Source organism: Sphingomonas sp. Leaf37 (assembly GCF_920939475.1).
Classification (GTDB): Bacteria; Pseudomonadota; Alphaproteobacteria; order Sphingomonadales; family Sphingomonadaceae; genus Sphingomonas.
The window spans coordinates 617763-644334 of record NZ_CAKLAX010000002.1; the positions used below are offsets into that span (position 1 = coordinate 617763).

General features: G+C 66.2%; 29 protein-coding genes. 11 read left to right on the plus strand and 18 right to left on the minus strand.

Annotation, left to right across the window (positions count from 1 at the left end; translation table 11 throughout):
- Window positions 1-33: 33 nt before the first annotated feature.
- From LRA87_RS08350 to LRA87_RS08380, 7 genes are read right to left on the minus strand one after another with little or no spacing between them, the layout of a single operon-like run.
- On the minus strand, window positions 34-834 hold the full coding sequence (locus tag LRA87_RS08350; RefSeq protein ID WP_230630903.1) for a TrmH family RNA methyltransferase: 801 nt from the start codon (window positions 832-834) through the stop codon (window positions 34-36).
- Between the two features lie 38 nt (window positions 835-872).
- A complete protein-coding gene (locus LRA87_RS08355) occupies window positions 873-1145 on the minus strand; it encodes an HPr family phosphocarrier protein (protein WP_230630904.1) in 273 nt (90 codons plus the stop codon).
- Window positions 1142-1549 (minus strand): PTS sugar transporter subunit IIA, encoded by a 408-nt coding sequence (locus LRA87_RS08360; protein WP_230631198.1) that lies wholly within the window; start codon window positions 1547-1549, stop codon window positions 1142-1144. Before LRA87_RS08360 ends, LRA87_RS08355 begins: the two co-directional genes overlap by 4 nt.
- A gap of 14 nt (window positions 1550-1563) precedes the next feature.
- The gene (gene rapZ / locus LRA87_RS08365; RefSeq protein ID WP_230630905.1) at window positions 1564-2472 is read right to left on the minus strand and encodes an RNase adapter RapZ; all 909 of its coding nucleotides are present in this window, start codon (window positions 2470-2472) and stop codon (window positions 1564-1566) included.
- Entirely contained in the window at window positions 2469-2903 is a 435-nt protein-coding gene (locus LRA87_RS08370; RefSeq protein WP_230630906.1) for an HPr kinase/phosphorylase, read from the minus strand. The genes rapZ and LRA87_RS08370 overlap by 4 nt, the downstream gene beginning before the upstream one ends.
- An 18-nt stretch (window positions 2904-2921) precedes the next feature.
- Window positions 2922-4499: a sensor histidine kinase gene (locus tag LRA87_RS08375; RefSeq protein ID WP_230630907.1), complete on the minus strand. Its 1578-nt coding sequence runs from the start codon at window positions 4497-4499 to the stop codon at window positions 2922-2924.
- The gene (locus tag LRA87_RS08380) at window positions 4468-5175 is read right to left on the minus strand and encodes a response regulator transcription factor (protein ID WP_230630908.1); all 708 of its coding nucleotides are present in this window, start codon (window positions 5173-5175) and stop codon (window positions 4468-4470) included. The genes LRA87_RS08375 and LRA87_RS08380 overlap by 32 nt, the downstream gene beginning before the upstream one ends.
- Before the next feature lie 199 nt (window positions 5176-5374).
- Between LRA87_RS08380 and LRA87_RS08385 the strand changes: the two genes are divergently transcribed.
- On the plus strand, window positions 5375-6994 hold the full coding sequence (locus LRA87_RS08385; protein ID WP_230630909.1) for a phosphoenolpyruvate carboxykinase: 1620 nt from the start codon (window positions 5375-5377) through the stop codon (window positions 6992-6994).
- A 194-nt stretch (window positions 6995-7188) separates the two neighbouring features.
- Here the strand turns inward: LRA87_RS08385 and LRA87_RS08390 are convergent, their stop codons facing one another.
- Genes LRA87_RS08390 through LRA87_RS08400 form a run of 3 tightly spaced genes read right to left on the minus strand, consistent with a single transcriptional unit; the run spans window position 7189 to window position 9097 of the window.
- Window positions 7189-7626 (minus strand): acyl-CoA thioesterase, encoded by a 438-nt coding sequence (locus tag LRA87_RS08390; RefSeq protein ID WP_230630910.1) that lies wholly within the window; start codon window positions 7624-7626, stop codon window positions 7189-7191.
- A 59-nt stretch (window positions 7627-7685) separates the two neighbouring features.
- On the minus strand, window positions 7686-8135 hold the full coding sequence (locus tag LRA87_RS08395) for an NfeD family protein (protein WP_230630911.1): 450 nt from the start codon (window positions 8133-8135) through the stop codon (window positions 7686-7688).
- Window positions 8132-9097, minus strand: a complete 966-nt coding sequence (locus LRA87_RS08400) for an SPFH domain-containing protein (protein WP_230630912.1) — start codon at window positions 9095-9097, stop codon at window positions 8132-8134. Before LRA87_RS08400 ends, LRA87_RS08395 begins: the two co-directional genes overlap by 4 nt.
- Window positions 9098-9174: 77 nt before the next feature.
- On the opposite strand from LRA87_RS08400, the gene LRA87_RS08405 reads away from it, so the two are divergent.
- The 4 genes from LRA87_RS08405 to LRA87_RS08420 all read left to right on the plus strand — a co-directional run bounded on the left by LRA87_RS08405 (window position 9175) and on the right by LRA87_RS08420 (window position 13289).
- Window positions 9175-9924, plus strand: coding sequence for a hypothetical protein (locus LRA87_RS08405; protein WP_230630913.1), 750 nt, complete (start codon window positions 9175-9177; stop codon window positions 9922-9924).
- A gap of 62 nt (window positions 9925-9986) precedes the next feature.
- Window positions 9987-11444, plus strand: coding sequence for an IMP dehydrogenase (gene guaB, locus LRA87_RS08410; RefSeq protein WP_230630914.1), 1458 nt, complete (start codon window positions 9987-9989; stop codon window positions 11442-11444).
- 127 nt (window positions 11445-11571) lie between these two features.
- Window positions 11572-12741, plus strand: coding sequence for an RsmB/NOP family class I SAM-dependent RNA methyltransferase (locus tag LRA87_RS08415; protein WP_230631200.1), 1170 nt, complete (start codon window positions 11572-11574; stop codon window positions 12739-12741).
- A gap of 32 nt (window positions 12742-12773) precedes the next feature.
- The gene (locus LRA87_RS08420) at window positions 12774-13289 is read left to right on the plus strand and encodes a tetratricopeptide repeat protein (protein WP_230630915.1); all 516 of its coding nucleotides are present in this window, start codon (window positions 12774-12776) and stop codon (window positions 13287-13289) included.
- 19 nt (window positions 13290-13308) lie between these two features.
- Here LRA87_RS08420 and rsmA read toward each other — a convergent pair whose 3' ends face one another.
- The 4 genes from rsmA to LRA87_RS08440 form a co-directional block, all read right to left on the minus strand.
- Window positions 13309-14154, minus strand: coding sequence for a 16S rRNA (adenine(1518)-N(6)/adenine(1519)-N(6))-dimethyltransferase RsmA (gene rsmA / locus LRA87_RS08425; protein WP_230630916.1), 846 nt, complete (start codon window positions 14152-14154; stop codon window positions 13309-13311).
- Complete coding sequence (gene pdxA / locus LRA87_RS08430; protein WP_230630917.1) at window positions 14151-15158, minus strand: 4-hydroxythreonine-4-phosphate dehydrogenase PdxA; 1008 nt, start codon at window positions 15156-15158, stop codon at window positions 14151-14153. Before pdxA ends, rsmA begins: the two co-directional genes overlap by 4 nt.
- 1 nt (window position 15159) lies before the next feature.
- Entirely contained in the window at window positions 15160-16521 is a 1362-nt protein-coding gene (locus LRA87_RS08435) for a peptidylprolyl isomerase (RefSeq protein WP_230630918.1), read from the minus strand.
- Between the two features lie 84 nt (window positions 16522-16605).
- A complete protein-coding gene (locus LRA87_RS08440; protein WP_230630919.1) occupies window positions 16606-18876 on the minus strand; it encodes an LPS-assembly protein LptD in 2271 nt (756 codons plus the stop codon).
- Between the two features lie 154 nt (window positions 18877-19030).
- On the opposite strand from LRA87_RS08440, the gene LRA87_RS08445 reads away from it, so the two are divergent.
- The 4 genes from LRA87_RS08445 to LRA87_RS08460 all read left to right on the plus strand — a co-directional run bounded on the left by LRA87_RS08445 (window position 19031) and on the right by LRA87_RS08460 (window position 22173).
- Complete coding sequence (locus LRA87_RS08445; protein ID WP_230630920.1) at window positions 19031-20503, plus strand: leucyl aminopeptidase; 1473 nt, start codon at window positions 19031-19033, stop codon at window positions 20501-20503.
- 43 nt (window positions 20504-20546) lie between these two features.
- Window positions 20547-20987 carry a DNA polymerase III subunit chi gene (locus tag LRA87_RS08450; RefSeq protein WP_230630921.1) on the plus strand — a complete coding sequence of 147 codons (441 nt, stop codon included), beginning with the start codon at window positions 20547-20549 and terminating at the stop codon, window positions 20985-20987.
- Between the two features lie 242 nt (window positions 20988-21229).
- Window positions 21230-21652: a nucleoside-diphosphate kinase gene (gene ndk / locus LRA87_RS08455; protein WP_230631201.1), complete on the plus strand. Its 423-nt coding sequence runs from the start codon at window positions 21230-21232 to the stop codon at window positions 21650-21652.
- Complete coding sequence (locus tag LRA87_RS08460; RefSeq protein WP_230630922.1) at window positions 21652-22173, plus strand: GNAT family N-acetyltransferase; 522 nt, start codon at window positions 21652-21654, stop codon at window positions 22171-22173. The genes ndk and LRA87_RS08460 overlap by 1 nt, the downstream gene beginning before the upstream one ends.
- Before the next feature lie 43 nt (window positions 22174-22216).
- On the opposite strand, the gene LRA87_RS08465 is transcribed toward LRA87_RS08460, so the two are convergent.
- A complete protein-coding gene (locus tag LRA87_RS08465) occupies window positions 22217-22849 on the minus strand; it encodes a carbonic anhydrase (RefSeq protein ID WP_230630923.1) in 633 nt (210 codons plus the stop codon).
- Window positions 22850-23015: 166 nt separating this feature from the next.
- Here LRA87_RS08465 and lipA point away from each other — a divergent pair, with 166 nt between their 5' ends.
- Together lipA and LRA87_RS08475 are read left to right on the plus strand one after the other, a co-directional pair.
- Complete coding sequence (gene lipA / locus LRA87_RS08470; protein WP_230630924.1) at window positions 23016-23957, plus strand: lipoyl synthase; 942 nt, start codon at window positions 23016-23018, stop codon at window positions 23955-23957.
- Window positions 23950-24408 (plus strand): type II toxin-antitoxin system RatA family toxin, encoded by a 459-nt coding sequence (locus LRA87_RS08475; protein ID WP_230630925.1) that lies wholly within the window; start codon window positions 23950-23952, stop codon window positions 24406-24408. The genes lipA and LRA87_RS08475 overlap by 8 nt, the downstream gene beginning before the upstream one ends.
- Here LRA87_RS08475 and LRA87_RS08480 read toward each other — a convergent pair.
- Genes LRA87_RS08480 through LRA87_RS08490 form a run of 3 tightly spaced genes read right to left on the minus strand, consistent with a single transcriptional unit; the run spans window position 24369 to window position 26511 of the window.
- The gene (locus tag LRA87_RS08480) at window positions 24369-24872 is read right to left on the minus strand and encodes a CinA family protein (RefSeq protein WP_230630926.1); all 504 of its coding nucleotides are present in this window, start codon (window positions 24870-24872) and stop codon (window positions 24369-24371) included. The genes LRA87_RS08475 and LRA87_RS08480 overlap by 40 nt on opposite strands.
- Window positions 24869-25390, minus strand: a complete 522-nt coding sequence (locus LRA87_RS08485) for a hypothetical protein (RefSeq protein WP_230630927.1) — start codon at window positions 25388-25390, stop codon at window positions 24869-24871. The genes LRA87_RS08480 and LRA87_RS08485 overlap by 4 nt, the downstream gene beginning before the upstream one ends.
- Window positions 25387-26511, minus strand: a complete 1125-nt coding sequence (locus LRA87_RS08490; protein ID WP_230630928.1) for a bifunctional 2-C-methyl-D-erythritol 4-phosphate cytidylyltransferase/2-C-methyl-D-erythritol 2,4-cyclodiphosphate synthase — start codon at window positions 26509-26511, stop codon at window positions 25387-25389. Before LRA87_RS08490 ends, LRA87_RS08485 begins: the two co-directional genes overlap by 4 nt.
- Window positions 26512-26572: the final 61 nt, after the last annotated feature.

Genomic DNA, 26572 nt, shown 5'->3' on the forward strand with positions numbered 1-26572 from the left:
CAAGGCCTGAAATGTCATCGCTCTTGCGCTCGATCAGCCCCGCTGCTGCGCGAGTACTTCATACGCCATGACAGCGGTCGCCACCGCCGCGTTCAGGCTATCGGCCTTGCCCAGCATTGGGATCTTGACCAGCAGGTCGCACGCCTCGGAATAATCCGCGGGCATTCCCTGCGCCTCGTTGCCGGTCAGCAGGAACGCTGGAGCCTCGTAACGCGCGCCGCGATAGTCATGTTCGGTGTCGAGGCTCAATCCCACCAACTGTCCTGACCCTTGCCGCAGCCAGTCGAGGAACGGCTGCCACTCGCTCTTGACCACCGGCACCGTGAACAGCGCGCCCATGCTCGCGCGCACCGCCTCCACCGAAAACGGATCGACGCATTCGCCGATCAGGATCAGCCCCCCGGCACCGACCGCATCGGCGGTCCGCAGAATGGTTCCCAGATTGCCGGGATCGCGCAGCCGCTCCGCCACCAGCCATATTCCCGCCGATGCCCGATCAAGGTCTTCGAGCTTGGCAGCAAACTCGTCAAACACGCCGACGACCGCTTGCGGATTATCCTTCCCCGACAGCTTCGACAGAATATCAGGCGTGGTCTGGATCGATTCGCCGCCCGCCATTTCCACTTCGATCGAAAGGCCATGCACCAGCGGATGGTCGGCATTGCCCGCTGCGTAGAACAGGATGCTTGGTAGTCGCCCGGTATCACGCGCCTCCGTCAGGATGCGCAATCCCTCCGCCATGAACTGGCGCGAACCCCTGCGATGCTTTTTGTCGCGCAACTCGCGCGCGTACTTTACCAGAGGGTTTGAAAAGGCGGTAATCTCACGGGGCATGGATTACCCCTCCGGCAGGAAGCCCTGCCTGTGCAAGCCTAATCTTCCCCGAACTTGGCCTCAACGAGATCGACCAACGCCCCGACGGCCGCCTCCGCACCCTCGCCGGCTGCGCTGATCGTGATCTCGTCGCCCTTGGCGGCGCCGAGCATCATCAGCCCCATGATCGAGGTGCCGGTCACGGCACCATCGTCCTTGCGAACATGCACCTCGCACGACTGACTGGAGGCAAGAGTGACGAACTTCGCACTCGCGCGCGCATGCAATCCGCGCTTGTTGGTAATCAGGACGGTGCGGGTGACTTCGCTCATGCCGCAGCCTCTCCCAGAACCTCGGATGCCACGGAGATATACTTGCGGCCGGCCTCGCGCGCCGCGGCGACTGCCTCGACGACCTTCATGGACTTGCGCGCAGATCCCAGACGGATCAGCATCGGCAGGTTCATTCCCGCGATCACCTCGACCCGTCCGCGCTCCATCAGCGATATCGCGAGGTTGGATGGCGTGCCCCCGAACAGGTCGGTCAGCACGATCACACCACGCCCGACATCGACCGCGGCGATGGCAGCGGCGATATCGGCGCGCCGCTCCTCCATGTCGTCGTCGGGACCTATCGCGATCGTCGCCACACGGTCCTGCGGGCCGACGACGTGGACCATCGCGGTCACAAATTCTTCGGCGAGCCGCCCGTGCGTCACCAGAACGAGGCCAATCATCTCAGATACGTTACTCATGTGCTGGCCGGCGGCCCCTCGAGCGAGTCCTGCGGTGCGGCCTCCAGGTCGCGATGCGTGATGGTGGGCGAAAAACCTGCCGCGCGCAACCGGGCAGCGAGGTGCTCGGCGACATGGACCGACCGATGTCTCCCTCCGGTACATCCGATCGCGACGCTCAAGTAGGATTTACCCTCGGCTCGATAGCGGGGAATCAGCAGTTCGAGCAGTGCACCAATCTGTTCCATAGCCAGTGGATAGGCGGGGTCTTCGGCGACATACCCCGCCACCTTCGGGTCCAGCCCGGTCCCGGGCCGCAGTTCGGGGTTCCAGTGCGGGTTGCGCAGGAACCGCATGTCGAACACCAGATCGGCATTGCGTGGCAATCCGCGCGCGAAGCCGAACGACTGGACCGACAGCACGGGCGCGTCGTTGCCGCGATCGGCAAAGGTCGCGCGAACCTGCTGCGCCAAGCTATGGGCGGTAAGATCCGTGGTGTCGATCAGTCGGTTCGCCCAATCGCGCAGCGGCCGCAGCAATTCACGCTCGCGCGCGATCCCGTCGCCCGCCGGCCGGTCGGGGGCCAGCGGATGCCGCCGGCGAGTCTCTGAATAGCGCCGTTCCAGTTCCGATCCCGAACAGTCAAGGAACAGCATGCCGACATCGAGGGCATGAACATCGCGCAGGACGCGAATGCGCTCGACGATCCGCACCGGATCGAAATCCCGCGTCTGCGTGCCAATCCCGATCGCCAGCGGATGACCGTCGTCGGTGTGCCCGGCCGCCAACGGGGCTTCCAGCAGTCGGTCGAGCAAGACCAGCGGCAGGTTGTCGACGACCTCCCAGCCCAAATCTTCCAATGTCTTGAGTACCGTCGATTTACCGGCTCCCGACAGGCCGGTGACGAGCAGGATATCCTTGGTCATGCGGGAGTTGCCTCCGGCTGGCGGAGCGTCCATTCGATCTTGATCGGGGTCGACGCGTGAAAGGCCTCGAAGGCGACCTCACGCACAATTACGCCGGCGATACGCCGCTGGCGTCGCTCAGGCATTCGCATGGGTTCGACGCCAAGTCGTACGATAAGGTTCACCGGTATGTCCTCGACGTGCTCCATCGTCACGATGCCAATGCCGCGCACCTCCATCCGGCCGCGGATCGTGCCGGGCGCGCGTGCCAGCAGGTCCTTGCCCTTACGCACCAGCAGCGTCTGGTCGTCGCTGATCAGCATGGCACCACGGTCGATCAGGCGCAGTGCGAGGTCGGACTTGCCTGTGCCCGATACGCCCTCCAGCAATACGGCGCGTCCGTCGATCGCAATGCTGGTCGCATGCAAGATTTCCGATGACAGAATGGCCATGGCTCCGTTCGATGTTGCCTATCGTTCGTCAGCGAGCGGCAAGCGGACGACAAAACGGGCGCCACTCAACCGATCCTCGCGTGATTCGACGGCGATGTCGCCCTGATGCGCTTCGACGATGGTTCGTGCAATGGCGAGGCCGAGGCCCGAATGCTGTCCGAACTCCTCCCCCTCCGGCCGGATCGACTGGAAGCGTCGGAAAATCGACTCACGCGCTTCGTCCGGCACGCCCGGTCCCTCGTCCTCGATCCGGACCACCAGATCACTTCCATCGCGCACCGCCGCAATCGCGATCAGCCCGCCGTCCGGCGAAAAGGACACGGCGTTATCAATGAGGTTGTCGAACACGCGCTCCAGCCGCGCGCCCTCGCCAAGTGTGATTAGCGCTCCCCCTTGATGATCGAAGCGCAATCGCACGCCACGCTCCACGTCGCGGGCGATCCGCTGGTCGACCAGCGCGCGCAGCATGGCCGCGATATCCAACGGCTCGAACTTGGCGCGGCTCAATTGCGCATCCAGCCGCGAGGCTTCCGAGATATCGGTAATCAATCGATTTAGGCGGTGGACGTCGTCTCTGACTATTTTTAGCAGGCGGGCCTGTAAGTCGGGATCCTTCACCGCGCCCAGCCCCTCGACAGCGGATCGCAGCGAGGCGAGGGGGTTCTTCATTTCGTGCGTGACATCCGCGGCGAACGCCTCGGTCGCGTCGATGCGGACACGCAGCGCCAGGCTCATGTCCGACAGGGCGCGAGCCAGGCTGCCGATCTCATCCCGCCGCGACGGCAGCCGCGGGACCACCACCTCGCGCGCGCGCCCCAGCCGAACCCGCACCGCCGCCCGCGCGAGCCGCCTGAGCGGCCGCACAATCGTCCGGGCGAGGAACAGCGACAACAGCACCGATACGATCGTCACCACCAGCAGGACGAGGCTCAGACGAAATCGCTCGATCCGGACCGTCTGCGTGATGTCGCGCGCATTGACCGTCGTCATGACGATCGGGCCACCCGGCACGGGTGCCGCGGCCGTGACCACCGGCGTCCGATCGGGCGCGCGCCACACACTGGCCGACGCGACTTTCCCACGACGGATCGCCCGGACGTCCGGCCATTCGCGCCCGTCGGCGCGCTCGCGATAGAGGGGAGGGCGGGCGGCACTCACCACCGTATCGATCCCGGCGTCGAGAAACCGCGCGATCGTCTGGTCCCATGCCTGCTTGTCGGGATCGAGCAGGGTCACATTGCGCACGCCGAGATCGCGGCTGTCGGCCACCGTCTGCCCGGCGCCATCGATCAACCGCAATCGCGCACCGGTATCCCGCGCGAGCCGGATCATCAGCGCATTGCGCTGATCCGTCCCGACCATCGCCAGCGCCTCCCCGATCAACCGTGCCTCGCGGCTTGCCTGCGCGACGCGACCGTCGACGATGCGGCTGCGATACGAGTCGAGGTAGAAGAAGCCACCCGCGAGCAGCAGCAATGCGAAGATGTTGACCGCCAGAATACGCCGGGTGAGCGAAATCTGCCCCGACCAGCGCAGCGCGAGATCGCCACCTTCCGGCCGCAGATCACTCCTCGGAGAATCGGTAGCCGGCGCCATACAATGTCTCGATCGCGTCGAAGGTCGGATCGACCTGCCGGAATTTACGGCGCAGACGCTTGATGTGGCTGTCGATGGTGCGATCGTCGACATAGATATCGTCGTGATAGGCGGCATCCATCAGCTGGTTGCGCGTCTTCACGATGCCGGGCCGCTGTGCCAGCGTCTCAAGAATCAGAAACTCGGTGACGGTCAGCGTCACGGGCTCGTTGCCCCACGTCGTCCGATGCCGGGCGGGGTCCATCGACAGGCGTCCGCGGACCAGCGGTCCGGCCCCCGTCGCCGCATCCTCCTCGATCGGGGATGTCGCCAGTTCGGTGCGACGCAGGATCGCCCGGATGCGCGCGATCAGCAGCCGCTGGCTGAAGGGCTTGGCGATATAATCGTCCGCACCCATTGCCAGGCCCAGCGCCTCGTCCAGCTCGTCGTCCTTGCTGGTGAGGAAGATCACCGGGATGTGGCTCTTCTCGCGGAGACGGCGGAGCAGTTCCAGTCCGTCCATCCGCGGCATCTTGATGTCGAAGATGGCGAGATCCGGCGGATTGTCGGTCAGCGCCTTCAATGCGGTCTCGCCATCCGAATAGACGCGGGTCAGGAACCCCTCTGTCTGGAGGGCGATCGACACCGACGTCAGGATATTGCGGTCGTCGTCGACCAGCGCGATCGTCGCCGTCATGCGGAAAGGAACCTCGGGGCCATCGACCCGCGGTACGGCAAAGCGCGACCGCGCTCAACCACATGCCGCCGACCCGTGAACGGACGGACGGCCGCGTGCCGTTTGACCGCCTGCCACGCGCCGCTTATGCGAAGCGCATAGACCAGCACGCGCACAGCCCCTCCCCAGGATGCGCGCGCAGGTGGCGACGAATGGGAGGATGATTGTGAACGAGCGCATTCCGCACGCGGGCCTTGCCGCGCAGGGTATCGAGACCCGTGCCGATATTCATTGGAACCTGGTGACGGCGCGCCTGATCGAAACGTCGGTGGCACGCAGCGAAGGTCGACTGAGTGCCGACGGCCCGCTGGTCGTCGAAACCGGACGCCACACCGGCCGCTCGGCGCAGGACAAGTTCATCGTACGCGATGCGGAGACGGAGACCAGCGTCTGGTGGGGCAAATCGAACAAGGGCATGACACCGGCCCATTTCGCAGCACTCAAGGCGGATTTCTTCGCCGCATTGCGTGAAAAGGAGCATTTGTTCGTTCAGGACCTGTACGGCGGATCGCAGCCCGAGAACCGTGTCCGCGTCCGCGTCGTCAATGAGCTCGCATGGCACAATCTGTTCATCCGCACGATGCTCGTCCGTCCGCAGGAGCATGAGCTGAAGCAGTTCGAAGCGGAATATACGATCATCGACCTGCCGAGCTTTCGCGCCGATCCGGCCCGGCACGGCACCCGCAGCGAAACGGTGATTGCGGTGAACTTCACCGAAAAGCTGATCCTGATCGGCGGCACGAAATACGCCGGCGAAATGAAGAAGTCGGTGTTCGGTCTGCTCAACTATCTGCTGCCGACGAGCGGCGTGATGCCGATGCATTGCTCCGCCAATATGGGCGCCGACGGATCGACCGCGGTGTTCTTCGGCCTTTCCGGCACCGGCAAGACCACGCTGAGCGCCGATGCCAGCCGCACGCTGATCGGCGACGACGAGCATGGCTGGTCGGACACGGCCGTCTTCAATTTCGAGGGCGGCTGCTACGCCAAGATGATCCGCCTGTCGCGCGATGCCGAGCCGGAGATCTTCGCGACCACCAAGCGGTTCGGCACCGTGCTGGAAAACGTGGTGATGGATCCGATCACGCGTCAGCTCGACCTCGACGACAACAGCCTCGCCGAGAACAGTCGCGGGGCCTATCCGATCGATTTCATTCCGAACGCGTCCGCCGACAATATGGGCGGGGTACCGAAGAACATCGTGATGTTGACCGCGGACGCCTATGGCATCCTGCCACCGATCGCGAAGCTGACGCCGGATCAGGCGATGTACCATTTCCTGTCCGGCTATACCGCGCGGGTCGCCGGTACGGAGATCGGCGTCACCGAACCGGATGCGACGTTTTCGACCTGCTTTGGGGCACCGTTCATGCCGCGGCACCCGTCGGTATACGGCAATCTGCTGAAAGAGCGGATCGCAAGGGGCGAAGTCGATTGCTGGCTGGTCAACACCGGCTGGACCGGCGGCAAATACGGGGTCGGCCATCGCATGCCGATCAAGGCGACCCGTGCCTTGCTCAACGCCGCGCTCGACGGCAGCCTGAAGGATGCCGAATTCCGGGTCGATCCGAACTTCGGTTTCGCCGTGCCGGTCGCGGTGCCGGGCGTCGACGCGACGATCCTCGACCCGCGCGGGACATGGGCGAACCCGGCGGAATATGACGCCGCCGCGGCCAAGCTGATCGATCTGTTCGTGGAAAACTTCGCGCAATTCGCCGAGCACGTCGACGAAGGCGTTCGCCAGTCCGCTCCTCGCGTGAAAGCACCGGAACCCGCCTGACCGATGGGGGGGGGTGGGCAATCGAAGGCTCGCCCCCTTCACCCCCGGATCGGGTCCGGGGGGCATGCCCTCACCACGAGACGACAAGGCGCTTCGGGCTATTCGCTATGCCGCCTGGTGAACACCGGACCAGGTCCGGGGTAACGGTGTGTTCAAGGCGATACTCCTGCCGCTTTCGCCGCGCTCCGAGCGACCTAGCGTTCGACGAGCCCCGTCGCCGGCATCGGCCCATCGCCGCGTTGAAAGAATTGTTCGACGATGTCGCGCGCCAGCCGGGCAGGCTTCAGCGTTTCTGCGTCGAGGCAGCACCAGCTCGACTTCACCTCGGCAAGTACGTCTTCGCCGCGGCGGATCACCGTTTCGTAGAAGGCGCGTGCGCCCTGAACCTTTTCGAGCAGCACGGTGGCGATCACGTCGTCGCCGAGAAAGGTCGGCTTGCGATAGGTGATCTCGTGCTTCAGCGCGACCCAGAGGTGCGCGGCCACCGCTTCGGCCGGTGCCAGCTTCTGCCAATGGCTGACGACCGCATCCTGCACCCACTTCAGATAGCTCGCGTTGTTGACGTGGCCCATGAAGTCGATGTCGGTCGGATCGATGCCGATCGGGTAAAGGTGGGGAATGCTCTGCGTCACCCGTCTTATATAGCAGATCAGCGGTGAACTGACAGCTACCAAGCGGCGGGCGCGACGAATTAAACGTCGAGCGGCTCGACGATGACGAGGCCGCCGCGCACCTCGGCGATACGGACGCGCGTGCCGGCCGCGGCGGGGGTGCCGCGCGCGGGCCAGGAACCGTCGCCGATGTGGACGCGGCCGCCGTCGGCGTCGATTGGCACCTCTACCACCACCGTCTGGCCGATCATCCGCGCGGCACGATCGTTCAGTTGCGGATCGCTGCTGGCGACCGGGAAATCCACGTACCAGCGCTTGCCGATCAGCACCGTGACCACGCTCCAGACCGCGAAGGCGGCGATCTGCGCCTCTAGCGGCAGCGGCAGCGCGAGGGTGGCGACGCCGACGATGCCCGCGGCGATCGCGAGGAAGATCGCGAAGACGCCGGGGATGAGCAATTCGGCGAGCCCGAGCAGCAGCGCGGCAATCAGCCATGCACCGCCGGCGCCGCCGATCGAATCGAGGGTCATTGCCTGGGCAGTTCGAACGGCCCGCGCTTCGGTTCGGGTTTGGGCGATGCCTGGGTGGACGAAAGCGCTTCCTTGGCGAGTTCGCCGATCCCGCCGAGCGTCCCCATCAGCTGCGTCGCTTCGACCGGGAACAGGATCGTCTTGGCATTGGGGCTGGTGGCGAATTTGCCGATCGCCTCGACGTATTTCTGGGCGACGAAATAGTTGATCGCCTGCGTGCCGCCCTGTTCGATCGCCTCGGAGACGACGCGGGTCGCCTTGGCCTCCGCCTCGGCGGCGCGTTCGCGGGCCTCGGAGTCCCGGTAGGCCGATTCCTTGCGGCCTTCCGATTCGAGAATGCGGGCCTGTTTCTGGCCCTCGGCGCGGAGGATTTCCGAGGCGCGGGTGCCTTCGGCTTCGAGGATGTTGGCGCGCTTTTCGCGTTCGGCCTTCATCTGGCGGCCCATCGCGGTGACGATATCGGCGGGCGGGCGGATGTCCTTGATCTCGACGCGGGTGATCTTGACGCCCCATGGCACCGTCGCGTGATCGACCACGGACAGCAGGCGCGCGTTGATCTCGTCGCGCTTCGACAGCGTCTCGTCTAGGTCCATCGAACCCATCACCGTGCGCAGGTTGGTCGTCGTCAGCTGGAGCAGCGCGACGTACAGGTCCGACACCTCATAGGCCGCCTTTGGCGCATCGAGCACCTGAAAGAAGACGACGCCGTCGGTCGAGACGATCGCATTGTCCTTGGTGATGATCTCCTGACCGGGGATCTCGATCACCTGCTCCATCATGTTCACCTTGCGACCGACGCGATAGAAAAAGGCGGGGTAGAAGTTGAAGCCGGGGCTGGCGGTGTTGGTGTAGCGGCCGAAATGTTCGATCGTATATTGATAGCCCTGGCGGACGATCTTGATGCTGGTGAAGAGATAGAAGAGCACGAGGACCAGTGCGAACGCGGCGATCGATAAACCCATGACATCCCTCCCGGCGGTGCGACTCCCGCGCGCCGTGGTGCGTTGATAGCACAGTCGCGAGCTCTACAAAGGTCACCATGCAGCGTATCCTCTTCGGCAATCATCCGACGCAGATGCCGGCGATCGCGCGGTACATCGATCATGCGCGATACGAGGCGAGCTTCGCGCTGCTGGATGCGGTGGATGTCGCGCGGTTCGATCTGGTCGTTCCGCTGCGGGTGGAGCAGATCGAGGCGGCGCGGCCGGCGGTGGCGCGGGGGCGGGCGGTGCTGCCGACGCCCGAGCTGGTGGCGCTGTGCGACGACAAGCTGGCGCTGAACCTCTGGCTGATCGAGCGGGGATTCGGCGACGTGGTACCGGAGCTGCTGGGGCGGGAGCCGGGCGTCTATCCCTATATCCGCAAGAAGCGGCGGGGGGATTTCGGGATCGGGTGCCGGATGATCCACGGTCCCGGCGAGGACGACGGGAGCGACGATCCCGACGTGTTCCGCCAGCGCGCGGTTCCGGGGGCGCACGAATATGTGCTGCACCTGCTGCGGATCGGCGGGGGTATCCGCTTCCATGTCGGCTATCGCTACGACATGGGGCAGCCGCTGGGGGTGCGCGGGGAGGTCGATCGGCCGGCGAGCATCGAGCCGGTCGATCCGGGCGACGCGCTTGGCGCGTGTGCCGATATCCTCGACGCCATGGGCTATGAGGGGACGTGCTGCTTCAACTACAAGCTGGAGGATGGCGCCTTGCGCCTGTTGGAGGTGAACCCGCGGTTCGGCGGGTCGCTGGTCGGCGTCGTCACCGATTACGTGAGCGCCCATCTCGCCGCCCTCTAGCGCGAATGCCGCACTGCGGTTACATGGCCCGCCACTTCTCCCCTCCCGCGAGGAACGGCATCTTGAACATCCGGCTCGGCCTCACCTTCGACGACGTGCTGCTCGTACCGGCTGAGTCGGACATCCTGCCGAGCACCGCCGACACGCGGACGCAGTTGACGCGCGGCATCGCGCTCAACATCCCGATCCTGTCGTCGGCGATGGACACGGTGACCGAGGCGGACATGGCGATCGTCATGGCCCAGCTAGGCGGCATCGGCGTGCTCCACCGCAACCTGTCGATCGAGGAACAGGTGGCGGCGGTGCGACAGGTCAAGCGGTTCGAATCGGGGATGGTGGTCAACCCGATCACGATCGCGCCGACCGCGACGCTGGCCGAGGCGCAGGCGCTGATGGCGCATCACAAGATCAGCGGCATTCCGGTGGTGGAGCGCGACGGCAAGCTGGTCGGCATCCTCACCAACCGCGACGTGCGCTTCGCGGGCAATCCGAAGCAGCCGGTCGCCGAGCTGATGACGCACGAGAACCTCGCCACCGTCACCACCGACGTCGGGCAGGAGGAAGCGCGCGTGCTGCTGCACCAGCGGCGGATCGAGAAGCTGCTGGTGGTGGACGAGGCGTATCGCTGCGTCGGGCTGATCACGGTGAAGGATATCGAGAAGGCGGTGACCTATCCGACCGCGACCAAGGATGCGGCGGGACGGTTGCGGGTCGCGTCGGCGACGACGGTCGGCGACAAGGGGTTCGAGCGGACCGAGGCGCTGGTCGACGCCGAATGCGACCTGATCGTGATCGACACCGCGCACGGCCACAATCGCGACGTCGCGCGCGCGGTCGAGCGGGTGAAGAAGCTCAGCAATTCGGTGCAGGTGGTGGCGGGCAACGTCGCGACCGGCGCGGCGACGCGTGCGTTGATCGATGCGGGTGCTGACGGGATCAAGGTCGGCATCGGGCCGGGGTCGATCTGCACCACGCGCGTCGTCGCGGGCGTCGGCGTGCCGCAGCTGACCGCGGTGATGGATTGCGCGGAGGCAGCCGCCAAGCATGGCGTGCCGATCATTGCCGATGGCGGGCTGCGTACGTCGGGCGACCTCGCCAAGGCGTTGGCGGCGGGGGCATCGACGTGCATGGTCGGATCGCTGCTCGCCGGCACCGAAGAGGCGCCGGGCGAGACGTTCCTGTACCAGGGGCGGGCATACAAGTCGTACCGCGGAATGGGGTCGGTCGGCGCCATGGGACGCGGATCGGCGGATCGGTATTTCCAGGGCGATATCAAGGACCAGATGAAGCTGGTGCCCGAGGGTATCGAGGGGCAGGTCGCCTATAAGGGACCGGCCCGGGACGTGATCCACCAGCTCGTCGGCGGCATCAAGGCGGCGATGGGCTATACCGGATCGGCGACGATCCCCGATCTCCAAAAGCGGGCCGAGTTCGTCCAGATCACCGGTGCGGGGCTGAAGGAAAGCCACGTGCACGACGTGACGATCACGCGGGAAGCGCCGAATTATCCGACGCGCTGATCCGGACACGCGCTGCCGCCTTGCGTCCGTGCATGCCGGGCCAGTCGAAGCCCATTGAGCCTCACGCCCTGCGCAGCGCCCGGGGCGAACGATCGAATTGGATCAACTGCATGTCGTCGTCCGCCCAGTGACCCCCGCCGCCCGCACACAGGCCGCCATCGAATTGCTAGATGAGGTGATCGCCGCCGCACGGGGCGGCGGTGCCGCAGCGGATACCCTGATATCCCGCTATTTCGCCACGCGCCGCTATGCCGGGTCGAAGGATCGCCGCGCGGTGCGCGAGCTGGTCTACGCTGCGATCCGACGAGCCGGCGAGGTGCCGGCATCGGGACGCGCGGCGATGCTGGCGGTTGCGATGGATGATGAGGCCGTCGCAGTGACGTTCGATGGCTCGACGCACGGACCGGCGCCGATCGACGCTGGCGAACAGGCGGCGGCGAGCGGGATCATGCCGGGCTGGCTGGCCGATGCACTGGCGGAATCCGGCGTATCGACGCAGCAGCAGGCGGCGTTGATCGCGCGCGCGCCGCTGGACGTGCGGATCAATCGGCTGACCGCCGATGCGGCGGCCATCGATCAGCTTGGCGGCGAGCCGATCGCCGGACTGCCGGATGCGATGCGGCTGCCCAGCGGGACGAACGTCGATGCGCTGGGCGGTCGGATCGAGGTGCAGGATGCCGGTAGCCAGATCGTCAGTCTGGCGGCGCGTGCGCAGCCCGGGCAGGCGGTGGTGGACCTGTGCGCGGGTGGCGGCGGCAAGACGCTGGCGCTCGCCGCGGCGATGGCGAACGAAGGACGCATACTGGCGACCGATATCGATCGCGGGCGGCTGTCGCGATTGGCTCCGCGGGCCGCGAAGGCGGGCGTGACGATCGTCGAAACCCGGTTGCTCGATCCGAACCGGGAGGTCGAGGCGCTGACCGATTGGTCCGATACCGCGGATTGCGTGCTGATCGATGCGCCGTGTTCGGGCACTGGCACGTGGCGACGCAACCCCGAGGCACGCTGGCGGCTGACGCCGGACCGGCTGGGCAAATTCACCAGCCAGCAGCGGCATGTGATGGAGGTCGGCGCGAGCCTCGTCCGGCCGGGCGGCACGCTGGTCTATATCGTCTGTTCGCTGCTGGACGCCGAGGGTGCAGGGCAGGTCGAGGCATTCCTCGACGATCATCCGGGATGGGCCGCAGAGCCGCTCGATCTCCCGGCGGGCGCAGCACGTGGGAAGGGACTACGGCTCGATCCGGCGAGCGACAACACCGACGGCTTTTTTGTCGCACGGCTGGTCCGCCCCTGCTAATCTCGGGCACAATGCCCCGAGTGGAGACCTTCATGCGCGTTACGTCCGTCGCCCTTGCCGCTGCGTTGACCCTGGTGTGCGTCTCGACATCGCTGAGCGGCCAGCGCCCCGACGACCAGATCGACGCGCGTTCGCTGCAATTGCTGGCCGAAGGTCGTGCGGCGCGCACCGCCGGCAATCTCGACGGGGCGACCGACCTGATCGAAACCGCGCTGGCGGTCGATCCGCGCAATCGTCAGGCGTTCATCGTCCTCGCGGAAGTCGCTGAAACGCGGGGCCTGCCGGGCAAGGCGATCCGCCTGTACCGCGAGGCGCTGACGCTGGAGCCGAACGACATCGCCGCGTTACGCGGGCAGGGCGAGGCGCTGGTGGCCAAGGGGGCGGTAGCGGTCGCGCGGGGCAACCTCGCCAAGATCAAGACCCTGTGCAAGGGCGCCTGCCCGGAGGCGAACCAGCTGGCCGCAGTGATCGCCAAGGGACCTCCGCTGACCACGGCGCAGGTCGAGACCAAAGCGCCGGAGGCCAAGCCGGTCGCCGCTCAGAACTGATGGCGGCTGCACTCCTTTCCTAGAGGGAGGGGCGTGATACTTCCCTCGCCAGCTCGACGAACTCCGCCACGCTGACCGTTTCGGCGCGCCGGGTCGCTTCGACCCCGATCCGCTCCAGCGCGTCGAGAGCACCGGGAACGCCCTTCAGACTTTGGCGAAGCATCTTGCGGCGTTGACCGAAGGCGGCGGCGGTGAGGCGTTCCAGCACCTTCACGTCCACGCCGGCCGGTGCCTCCACGGGTACGAGGTGGACGACGGCGGACATCACCTTCGGCGGCGGGGTGAAGGCGGACCGGTGAACCGGCATCGCAACGCGGGCGGACGAACGCCACTGGCTGAGGACGGCAAGCCGGCCATAGGCGTCGTCGTTCGCGGCAGCGACGATGCGGTCGGCAACCTCTTTCTGGAACATCAAGGTGCAGGATTGCCACCACGGCTGCCACGCCGCGGTGAGCCAGCCGACGAGCAGGGCGGTGCCGACATTGTAGGGCAGGTTCGAAACGATGTGCGGCCGCCCTTCGAACAGCGACGGCGCATCCACGTCCAGCGCATCCCCCTCGATCACGCGGAGCTTTCCCGGCCAGGCTTCGCCGAGTTCGGCAAGCGCGGGGATGCAGCGGCGGTCGCGTTCGATCGCGGTAACCCGCGCACCGGCGGCCAGCAGCGCCCGTGTCAGGCCGCCCGGTCCCGGACCGACCTCCAGCACCTCGGCATCCCGCAGATCGCCGGGCACCGCAGCGATGCGGGCGAGCAGCTGTCCATCGAACAGGAAGTTCTGGCCCAGCGCCTTGCTGGCGTTGAGGCCATATTTGGCGATCACCTCGCGCAGCGGCGGCAGCTTGCCGCCCACAGGTGCCTCGCTCATGCCGCTGCGCGGCGATCCGCCGCCTGTCCTGCCATGGCGATGGCGGCGATCATCGCGCCGGGATGCGCCTGATCGCGGCCGGCGATGCCGAACGCGGTGCCATGATCGGGGGACGTCCGCACGATCGGCAGACCGAGCGTCACGTTGACGCCTTCGTCGAAATGCAGCGTCTTGATCGGCACCAGCGCCTGATCGTGATAGCAGCACAGCACGACATCATAGCCGGTGCGAGCGCGGGCGTGGAACAGCGTATCGGCAGCGAAGGGTCCGGTGGCGTCGATGCCCTCGGCCCGCAGCCGGGCGATCGCGGGTGCGAGCAGGTCGATCTCTTCACGACCGATCGCGCCGCCTTCCCCGGCATGCGGGTTGATCCCGGCAAAGGCGAGCCGCGGTGTGGCGATGCCGAAGTCGCGGGTCAGCCCGGCCGCAGCCGCCCGACCCTTTGCGACAATCAGATCCACCGACAGCAGCGAGGTCACCTGCGCCAGCGGCACATGAACCGTGATCGGCACGACCCGCAGCGAAGGCCCGGCGAGCATCATCACCGCATCGTCGCCGGCGACGCCGCAGCGTTCGGCAACGAATTCGGTCTGGCCGGGATGATTGAAGCCGATGCCGTAAAGCTGCGCCTTCGACACGGGGCCGGTCACCAGCGCGCGGGCATCGGCATTGCGGACGAGCGCGATGGAGCGCTCCAGCGCCTCGAACGCCGCACGGGCACCGGCGATGCTCGGCTCGCCCGGCGTTACCGGTCCGGCATCGGCGACGGCAAGCACCGGCAGCGCCCGATCGAATACCGCCGGTGCATCATCGATCGTGTCGATCGCCTCCACCGGACCGCTCCACACGCGCGCGATCGCCGCCGGATCGCCGATCGCGGCGAACGGAGGCAGGCTACGCAGCGAACGCACCGCCCAGCTTTTCCCGATGATCTCCGGCCCGACCCCGGCGGGATCGCCCATCGCGATGGCGAGGGGGGCCGCAGAGGGAGCGGACGTCATCATGTCAGCGATACTCGATCACCGCATCGCGTCGCAGATCGCGCAGCTTGCTTTGCGCACGCAGGTTTACGCGTTGCTGTTCGAGCTGCCCCTGAATCTGCGCTGCACCCGGTACGACGGACTGCTGCGGATCGTCGCGACCGCATAGAACGAGGGCGCGAACACCTTCGGCGGGTGAACCGAACGGGGGCGTCGCCTGCCCGACCTGAAGCTTGACCATGATGTCCTGCAACGGCGCGGGCAGGTCGCGAATACGGATCGAATCGTTGTCGACCACCTCGGCGTTGATCGTCGCCGCGACCTTTTCGACCGTGCCGCAACCCTGGATCGACTGAACCGTCTTGGCGAAAACAGCGGCGCGCGACTGGGCCTGCGCCTGCGTCGTGCCGGCCGGGAACGAGACGGTCAGCTGCTTCAGGCTCAGCTTGGCGTCGCGCGGGTCCGCCGCGCCGATCGTGCGCTTGTCGGTGAGGTACAGGATCGAGAAGCCGCCCGGCGTCTCGACCGGCCCTGCGACCTGACCGACCTGCATCTGCTGCGTCGCATCGGCCAGCGACTGCGGCAGCGTCACGAGGCGAATCCAGCCCAGATCGCCGCCGACGCCCTTGGTCGACGCTTCGGAATAGTTGCGTGCGAACAGCTCGAACGGCTGCTGCGCCTTCTGGATTTCGGCGATGATCTGCTTGGCCTTGGCGAACACCTCGGCACGGTTGCCGTCGTTCGCGCTCAGATAGATTTCGCGGAGATTGTATTCCTCGGTGCCGCGCGATGCCTCGATACGCTTGCGAATCGCCTCGACCTCTTCGTCACCGACGTTGACGAACGGTTCGATCTTGCGACGCAGATAGCGGTTCCACGCCAGTTCGCCCTCAATCGCCCGGCGCAACGAGCGTTCGGACGATCCCGCCTTGCGCAGTGCCTCGCGAAACTGCGGCTGGGTCATGTTGAACCGCTTCGCCAGACCCGCCTCGCTCTGGTCGAGTTCCGCCGCGGTCACGGTGACCTCGGACGTTTTCGCTTCCTGGATCTGGAGCGTTTCATCGATCAGCTGGCGCAGGATCTGCAGCTTGAATTCGTCGACCTGTTCGGGCGCGGGGCCGCGGCCACCGTTGTTGAAGACGGTGAGCGCCAGTCGCTGGTCGACGTCGGTACCGGTGATGACCGTGTCGTTGACGATCGCGGTCGGCTTGCGGACGTTGGGATCCAGCTTGCCGAAGATCTGCAGATTGGCCGGGATGTTGAGGTTCGTTTCCGGCACCTGGCTGTCCTGCACCGTCTGCGCGACCGCGCCGGTGCCTAACGCCGCCAGCGCGACCCAACCCAAGGTGCGGCCGATCCGCGCGGCCCGTCGATTGTTGTGCGTCACGTTGTTCCGTTACCCCAAAGCTCGGCTGCGCACGACGGCGCAGCTCCTTGTCCCGGTCTTGCCCCGATCCAGCTGAACTGCGGCTTAGCGGCCGAGATTGGTCAACGCCAGCGTCAACAGGAAGCTGTTGCCGGAGCGGGCGTCGCCGGTATCCTGATAATCGCGTCGCCATGTCGCGCCCAGACGCAGACAATCGTCCTCATATTGCACGCCCAGCCGATGACGAATGGGGTCGAAGCCGTCCGAGAACGACTGCGGATCTTCGCGCCGGTCGGTCAGGTCGACGATGGCGGACCCGAATACGGACCAGAACCGCGCGAATTGCACGCGACCGGCGACGCGTGCTTCCTCGCGGTCCTGCAAATCCTCGATCGCGGGCACGATATTGCGGTTGAGCCGCAGATATCCGGCCAGCACGTAGGTCGATCGAGATCCGATCGTCGCATCGACCTCGTTACGCCGAACTGCGAAACCATCCTTGTCGAGGCGATAGCGGTGCGTGAACGACACGAAATCGCGGACACGCACGGTCGTGCGGCCGACGTAATCCGAAAACCGGTCGCTCAGGCCGGTGCCGTCCGGCAGGATCGTCGGTCGCGTCGACAAGCGATAGCTCTGCCCGATCACCGTATTGACGGTGATGCCCGGCAACGCGACGGCCCATTCGGCGCCATAGGTGGCGCGGCTGCTGTCCTCGAAGCGATCGTAGCCGGCGAAGCGATTGAGCGCGAACAGGTTCGAGTCCTCCAGATCGACGGCGCGCGCATCCTCGTTCGGCACGTCGAGGTTCGCCACCTTCGGGGATGCGACGATCTGCAGCCGCGGGGTCAGCCGCTGCGTCCCGCCGAGGAATTCGCCCACGAACGGCCATTTGACGTCGACCGCCAGCGCGCCGATCGCACGGGTCTGGAACCCGTCGACGCCGCGATAACTCACGACGTTCGTCAGCAGCGAATCATTGGTGTTGTAGGCGTCGGCGCGGGCGTAGGCGGTCAGCGTCACCTCCTGACCCCAGTTGGTCAGCCTGCGCAGATCCCATTGCCCGGCGACGAAGGCACGCTGCGTATCCTGCCCTTGCGTCCGGGTGATCGCCAGCGTGTTGGCCTGCAATTGCAGCTTGCCGCCACCGAGGTCGATCCGCTTGCGGAAGTCCAGCTCGGGCAAGGCGATCGGCTGCGACCCTTGCGGGTCGTTGACCCGCAGCGTCTGCACGTACCAGCCGGTCAGCGCAAAATAGGTGTTCGGGTCGATCCGCTCCAGCGATGCCGTGGTTCGCAGCCGGTCGTCGCGCGATATGTCGTACCGGCGCAGGAACGTGCGATCCGTGGTCAGCCGCGCCGACCCCGCAATGCTCCAGTACGGCGACAGCTGATACCGGGCGACGCCATCCAGATAGCCCCGGAACGCCCGTTTCGTATCGGTCGGCGTGCTGGTGTTGAGATCGTCGCTGCGGCGGCTTTCGGTCGCATAGGCCGTGACGCGGAAGGCGCCATGCGTCCCTAGCGCATCATATTGCGCCTGCATCATCGGCAGGACTTCGGTGAAGACGTGCGGCGTCAGTATCAGCCCCTTGTTGGGGGCGAGACGGAAATAATAGGGTGTGACGAACTCGAGCCCGTTGACGCGATCGAGCTGAAAATCGGGCGTCAGGAACCCGCTTTCAGATCCCCCACCGACCGGCATCGAGAAGGCTGGCAGCGGCAGGGCGGGCAGGCCGAACAGGTGGAAGCGACCACCGCCGAAGAACACGCGCTCGCGATCCGGCCGGTATGTGATGCGGATCGCCGTGATCTTCCACGACGGCTCCTTCGGACATCCCTCGGACGTGGTGACCGCGCAGGGCGTGTAGGCGGCCTTGTCGAGCTGCATCGTTCCGTCGGGCAGCCGCGTACCCCGTGCCGCCGCCATGCGGCCGCCCTGTTCGAGGACGACGAGCATATTGTCGACCATACCGTCCTTCAGCGAATCGGTCAGCTCGATCGAATCGCCATAGGCGATGTCGCCCTGCGGATTGGTGATCGCGATGTTGCCGGTGGCGACGACCTTGCCGGTCTTGCGGTTCCACACGACCCGGTCCGCGCGCAGGCGATCGCCCTGCCGGAACATCCGGACCTCGGTCAGGGCCGTGACGACGTCGGAGTTGGTGTCGTATTCGAGGCTGCCCGCGCTGAACTGCACCTGATCGTCGGCGGCGGGTGCGGTGATCGCCGGATCGCTGGCCGGAGGCGGCGCGACGCCGCGGTCCTGCAGATCCTGCGGCGATGGCGCGATCGCCGGCGTGGCGGTCGCCGCCGCCGGAGCGGTGGCGAGAGCCGCGGCTAGGGCACAACCGGCGAGAAGGTCGAAACGCAACACGATGATCCGGACACCCTTTGGCGTGACCGGCGCCGCCCTGAACGACGCCTCGCCCGTGCCTATCGCATCACCGGGGCATCGCTGCAATCGTTGTGCTTCCCGCTCGCCGACCCTAGATCAAGCGCCTGTTTTCAGTGCCAGGAAGTTGCCTTTCATGCAGATCGCGTTTTCCCCCACCGTCACTGCCGCCCCCGCGATCCTCGCGCTGCCGGTGGAAAAGGATATCGCCGGACGCGCCGGTTGGCCGGGCCTCGGCGACGGGCATCAGGTCATCGCCAGCGCGGCGGCGGCGGCGGCGCGCTTCGAGGGCGAGGCAGGCGCGATCGTCGACCTGTTCCTGGCGGAGGGCGATGCGACCCGTCGCGTGCTGTTGCTGGGCGTCGGCGCGGGTGGCGAGGCGGATTGGGAAAAGGCGGGCGGTGCGCTCGTCGCGAAGCTTCTGACCTCCGGCGCGACCGACGTGACGGTCGACCTGTCCGCAGCCGCGCCCACGGCCAAGGCTGCCGCGCGCTTCGCCGGCGGCGCCGCGCAGCGTGCTTGGCGCTACGATCATTATCGCACGCGGCTGAAGGACAAGCAGAAGCCGACACTCGCCACGCTCACGGTCGCGGGTGCGCCGGACGGTACGGATGCCGCATGGGCGGCACAGGATGCTCTGACGAAGGGGCTCGAACTCACCCGTAATCTGGTCGCTGCGCCGCCGAACATCCTGTATCCTGAAAGCTTCGTCGAGCAGGTTCGCAAGGACGTCGAGGGACTTGGGCTCGAGATCATCGTCGTCGACGAGGCGGAGATGGCGGAGCACGGCATGGGCGCGCTGCTCGGCGTCAGCCAGGGTTCGGTGCGCGAGGCCCGCATCCTTGCGTTGAAGTGGAACGGCGCAGGGGAAGGCGACCCCTCGCTGGCGCTGGTCGGCAAGGGCGTCACCTTCGACAGCGGCGGCATTTCGCTGAAGCCGGGTGCCGGCATGGAAGACATGAAGTGGGATATGGGCGGCGCGGGTGCCGTCGCCGGCACGATGAAGGCACTCGCCGCGCGCAAGGCGAAGATCAACGTCGTCGGTGTAATGGGTCTGGTCGAGAACATGCCGGACGCCAACGCGCAGCGGCCCGGTGACGTGGTGACGTCGATGTCGGGCCAGACCATCGAGATCCTCAATACCGATGCCGAGGGGCGACTGGTGCTGGCCGATGCCATCACGTGGACGCAGAAGACGTTCCGGCCGAAGACGATCATCGATCTCGCCACGCTGACGGGTGCGATGATCGTCAGCCTCGGCAACGAATATGGCGGATTGTTCGCGAACGACGATGCGCTGGCGGACAAGCTGCTGGCCGCCGGCATCGCGACCGGCGACAAGCTGTGGCGCTTCCCGCTGTCGGACACATACGACAAGCTGATCGATTCGCCGATCGCCGACATGAAGAACGTCGGGCCGCGCGGCGCAGGATCGATCACCGCGGCGCAGTTCATCCAGCGTTACGTCGACAGCGGGGTGCAATGGGCCCACCTCGACATCGCCGGCATGGTGTGGAGCGACAAGCCCGGTACGACCTATGACAAGGGCGCGACGGGCTATGGCGTCAAGCTGCTCGACCGGGTGATCGCCGACAATTTCGAACGCTGAGCGAACACTGGAGCGGGTGGCGGGCGTGGGATAGGATCGGGCGATGCAGGTCGATTTCTATCATCTCACCGCCACCCCGCTCGACCGCGCCCTGCCGCAGATCGCGGCGAAGGTCGTGGAATCAGGCGCCCGGCTGCTGATCGTCAGTGCCCGAGACGACCAGCGCGCGGACCTCGACCGGCTGCTGTGGACGTATCGCGCCGACAGCTTCCTGCCGCATGGCCAGATCGGCATGGGCGACGACACGCTGCAGCCGATCCTGATCGCGGCCGACGTGAACGCGGCGAATGCGGCTCGCCATATCGCCCTCGTCGATGGCGAATGGCGGGATGACGCGCTCGATTTCGACCGGGCATTTCATTTCTTCGAGGACGCTCACATCCAGCCGGCTCGCAAGGCGTGGCGCGATTTGAACGGACGCGAGGGTGTCGAGCGGCGTTACTGGAAGCAGAACGACGCCGGCCGCTGGGAACAGGCGGCGTGACCTCGCGCGCCTGACCCGTCATCCCGGCGAACGCCGGGACCCCATGGATGCACAGGTTGCGAGGTTGAGCGTCATCGCTGCCTGATTGCTTCCCATTGATCCCTCCGTTCGCCGGGATGACGGCGGGGGCGGACGGTGCGCCGCGGGCCGCCACCATCCGAACCGGTTGCAAACCGGACCACCCCCGACTAGGGCGGCGCCACTTCGAGAATTGCAACAAACCACAGGAGCCCGTGACCATCATGGCCGCGAACCGTACCTTTTCGATCATCAAGCCCGATGCCACCCGCCGCAACCTGACCGGTGCGGTCACCAAGATGCTCGAGGAAGCCGGCCTGCGCGTCGTCGCCTCCAAGCGCATCCAGATGACCCGTGAGCAGGCCGAGGGCTTCTACGACGTGCACCGCGAGCGTCCGTTCTTCAACGACCTCGTCACGTTCATGATCTCCGGTCCGGTCGTCGTGCAGGTTCTGGAAGGCGAGAACGCGATGCAGCGTAATCGCGACATCATGGGCGCGACCAACCCGGCGAACGCCGAGCCCGGCACGATCCGCAAGGAGCTGGCCGAATCGATCGAGGCGAACACCGTCCACGGTTCGGATTCGGACGAGAATGCCGAGATCGAGATCGCCTATTTCTTCCAGCCGAACGAAATCGTCGGCTGATGACCCGGTGGCGGCTGCGGCGTGCGTCCAGCGAGGATGCGCCCGCGGTCGCGCTGGTCGCGGGTGCGAGTTTCCTCGGCACCTTCGCCGGCATATTGGACGGCGCTGACATCGTCGCGCACGTCATGAGGAACAGCTCGGCCGCGAAATTCGCCGCCTGGAGCGATGCCCCTGACAGCATCGTGACGATCGCCGAGCATCCCGACGGCGGCGCGCCGGTCGGCTACACGCTGATGACCATGCCCGATTTCCCGATCGCGACGGGCAGGGACGATATCGAGCTTCGCCGCATCTACACGCTCACGATCGCGCAAGGCACAGGCCTCGGCACCCGGTTGATGACGCAGGCGATTGATGACGCGCGCGCGCTCGGCAAGACGCGGCTGCTGCTCGGCGTTCTCGGAAGGAATACGCATGCGAGGCGGTTCTACGAACGGCGCGGCTTCACGGTCGCGGGACGGCGTCAGTATCAGGTCGGTAATATGCTGTGCGACGACGTCATCTACGCCATGTCGATCTGAAGATCGGGGGCGACGCCGTATCTGACATCGCCCCGTCGACACATCAGCGTGCGGGTGCGAACACCCCGTCGTCGTCCATGACGTGCAGGACGCCGTCCGCAATCGCGAAATAGGCGCCGCGCAGCTTCAGCTTGCCCGCAGCCTCCCGCTCCGTGATGAACGGGAAGGTGCGCAGGTTGGCAAGGCTGACGCGTACCGCCTCATGTTCCATTTCGCGCTTCGCATCCGGGCCGTCGCCGAACTTCGCCTTCACGCGCTCGCTCGCGTCGTCGAGCAGTCCGACCCAGTCGGAGATAAAGCCGCCATGACCGGGTTCGGCGTCCTTGAAGCCGCCGGACAGTGCCGCTGCACAGCCGCCGCACGATCCGTGACCCATCACCACGACCTCCGGCACCTCCAGCTGCGTCACCGCGAACTCGATCGCCGCCGACACACCGTGATAGCCCTGCGTCGTCTCGAACGGCGGCACCAGATTGGCGACGTTGCGCACCGCGAAGATCTCGCCCGGCGCGACATCGAAGATTTGCATGGGATCGACGCGGCTGTCGGAACAGGCGATCACCATGACCTTGGGGCTCTGGCCCCGTCCAAGCTCTTCCCAGCGCTCGCGCTGTTCTACCCACGCCTGCTCGCGAAACCGGCCATAGCCCTCGATCATGTCGCTGAAGTCGGTCATTCTGCCTCCGTAATATGTCCTGTCGTCGGCTATAACGCGCTAAAATGCCGGTTGTCCCACGGCTCGGTCACCCAGCCACAAAGCTTTACAATGGCGCAAAATGCCCATGTGATCGCGCTGCGCCACAAAGGTTGTTCGGGACCGGGTTGATCGCTATCTCGCGGTCATGAACGAGATGACGCCCCTCGCCAAAGCCCCGCTTTCCGGGCCCGAACCCCGTCTGCGCAAGCCCGACTGGATCCGCGTGAAAGCGCCGACCAGCGCCGGCTTTGCCGCGACGCGCGAGCTGATGCGGTCGAAGAGCCTGACGACCGTCTGCGAAGAGGCGGCCTGTCCGAACATCGGCGAATGCTGGTCCAAGAAGCATGCGACCGTCATGATCCTGGGCGACACCTGCACCCGCGCCTGCGCCTTCTGCAACGTCAAGACCGGGATGCCGCGCGCGGTCGACCCGATGGAACCGAACAACGTCGCCGACGCCGCGGCACAGATGGGGCTGGAGCATATCGTCGTCACCTCGGTCGATCGCGACGATCTGCCGGATGGCGGGGCAAAGCAGTTCGTGAAGGTGATCGAGGCGATCCGCCGGTCCAACCCGCGGACGACGATCGAAATCCTGACGCCGGACTTCCGCAACAAGCACGAGGCGGCGGTCGAGGCGATCGTGGCGGCGCGGCCGGACGTCTACAATCACAATCTCGAAACCGTGCCGCGGCTGTATCCGACGATCCGGCCCGGCGCGCGCTACTACGCATCGATCCGGCTGCTGGAGAGCGTCAAGAAGCTCGACCCGTCGATCTTCACCAAGTCCGGTGTGATGCTCGGGCTCGGCGAACAGCGGCTCGAGGTGCATCAGGTGATGGACGACATGCGCTCGGCCGACATCGATTTCCTGACGATGGGTCAGTACCTTCAGCCGACGCCGCGCCATGCCCGGGTCGAGGAATTCGTCACGCCCAAGGCGTTCGACAGCTATGCCGCGATTGCGCGCGCCAAGGGGTTCCTGCTGGTTGCATCGTCGCCGCTGACCCGGTCGAGCTATCATGCCGGGGACGATTTCGCGAAGATGCGCGCGAACCGCGAGGCGAAGTTGGCTGCACGTGCCTAAGCACAGCGAGACACGCCATCTGCCCTACACGCCGGAGCAGATGTTTGACATGGTGGCTGACGTGAAGCGCTATCCGGAGTTTCTGCCCTGGGTCAGCGCGATGCGCGTCCGGCAGGATAGCGACACCGCGACGCTTGCGGACATGATCGTCGGGTTCAAGGGGCTGCGCGAAACCTTCACGTCGAAGGTGGAGAAGACGCGGCCCGAGCACATCCACGTCGAATATATAGATGGACCGCTGAAATACCTGCACAACGACTGGCGCTTCCGTGCCGAGGAGGGCGGCTGCGCGGTCGATTTCACGGTCGATTTCCAGTTCAAGAACCGGATGTTCGAAATGCTGGCGGGGCAGGTGTTCGGGGTCGCGCTGCGCCGGATGATCGGCGCGTTCGAGGATCGCGCGAAGGTGCTTTACGGCAGCAGCAATTCCAGCGCGACCAGCGCCGCCTGAAGGCGGATGCCGCCGCGACCCAGGTCGCCGAACATCTTGCGATCGGCGTGAACGTCGCTGGGATCGCCACCCTTTTCCGCGCGCGCGAATACGACGGTGCCGACCGGCTTCTTCTCCGATCCGCCACCCGGCCCGGCGATACCCGTAATCGCCACGGCGACGTCGGCGCCGCTGTTGGCGAGCGCACCCTGCGCCATGCTCCACGCCACCGCGATCGACACCGCGCCGAACGTCTCCAGCACGTCGGAATTGACCCTCAGCAGCTTCATCTTGGCTTCGTTCGAATAAGTGACGAAGCCGGCACCGAACACATCCGATGACCCGGGGATTTCGGTGATCGCCGAAGCGACGAGTCCGCCGGTGCAGCTTTCGGCGAGCGCGATCGTCCGGCCCGCTGCGCGGTTCGCCTCCACCACGCGTTCCGCGGCGGCGAGCAGCTCCGCAGGCAGCAACGTGTCCGTCATCGCCCGGCCTCCGTGCAGAGCGGCAGGTCGGGAACGTTGATCGCCTTCCCCTTCGCCTTCTCCGCCTTGAAATAGCGCAATGTGGTGACGATCACCCCCGCGGTGTTGGCCGGGGGCAGGGGGGCAAGCTGCGTCACGAACCGGTCGATCGTGCCGCAATCGGCGGGGTTGATCCGGCCGACCAGCACGGGTGCCAGCGCCGCCGTCAGCAGCGGCCGAGCGAATTCGGATTGCAGCAGCGAATCGATCATCGGATCGGACAGCTTGACGATCGCCGCACGGGCGTTCGGCCAGGCGCGATCCGCCGCCTGTCGATATCGATCGAGGAAGTCGCTGTCCGTCCGCCGCACCAGACTGTTCGCGGGCAGGCGGCTGGAACAGACGATCCCGGTTTGCTGGATGATGTCGGGCAAGGCGACGAGCGCCATCGCCTCCGCCTCGGGCGTGGTGATGCAGCGTGTCTGCGCCTCGGCCTGCGAGGCGGACAGGAGCGCGACGATGGCGAGAGCCGCCCTCATCGCGGCAGGCTCACGGTTGCCATAGCCTGTGCCGCGATGCCTTCGCCCCGGCCGGTGAAGCCCAGTCGTTCGGTGGTGGTCGCCTTGATGCTCACCCGATCCTCGCCGAGCCCGAGCAGTGCGGCGATCCGCGCCTGCATCGCTGCCCGGTGCGGCCCGATCTTGGGGGCTTCGCAGATCAATGTCAGGTCGACAAAATCGATCCGCCCGCCCTTGTCGGCGATCAGCTTTGCGGCATGTTGCAGGAATTGAGCCGAGTCCGCACCCTTCCACTGTGGATCGCTGGGTGGGAAATGCGTGCCGATATCGCCCGCTGCAATCGTGCCGAGCAAGGCGTCGGTCAGCGCGTGAAGGCCGACGTCGGCGTCGCTGTGACCCGACAATCCCTTGTCGTGCGGGATCAGCACCCCGCCGAGCCACAATTCCTCGCCAGCCTCCAGCCGGTGAACGTCGAAGCCGGACGCGCTCCGCGTCTCCCATGCCACCCTGGCGTTCGCCGCGGCAAAATCCTCTGGATGCGTGACCTTATCGAGCATGATGTCGCCCTGCACCAAAGCGATGCTCCCGCCAAGTCGTCGTACCATCTGCGCGTCGTCCGTCGCATCCTCGCCTGCGGGCCAGTCCCGGTGGGCGGCACGCAGCGCCTCGACGCGGAAACCCTGCGGCGTCTGCACGCGGGACAGACCGTCGCGGGGTACGACCACGCCGTCCCGCACCAGCGTATCCGCCACCGCGAGAACCGGCATTGCGCCGTCGTGGCTATCGAGTGCGGACAGCACCCGATCGATCGCATCCGCCGGTACGAATGGCCGGGCAGCATCGTGGATGAGGACGCGGTCCGCCTCGATCGCGGCGAGTCCCAACGCCACCGACGTGCGCCGCGACGCGCCGCCGGTCACCGTTCGTACCGGCCCCAGCGCCGCTGCCGCCAGATCCCCGGCATCCGCAGCTATCACCACCAAGACCTCGTCCACCGCCGGATGCCCCACGAAGGCGGCATAGGCGTGCGCGATCAGCGGCTTGCCGGCCACCTTCGCATATTGTTTGGGAATCGCGCCGCCCGCGCGCGAGCCGCTGCCCGCCGCGACGATCAGCGCCACCGTGCGTGGTCGATCCGTCATCGCCGTCGCCTAGCGCACCCACGTCCGCCTTGCCAGAGCGGCCTCGAGACGGTAGATGTTG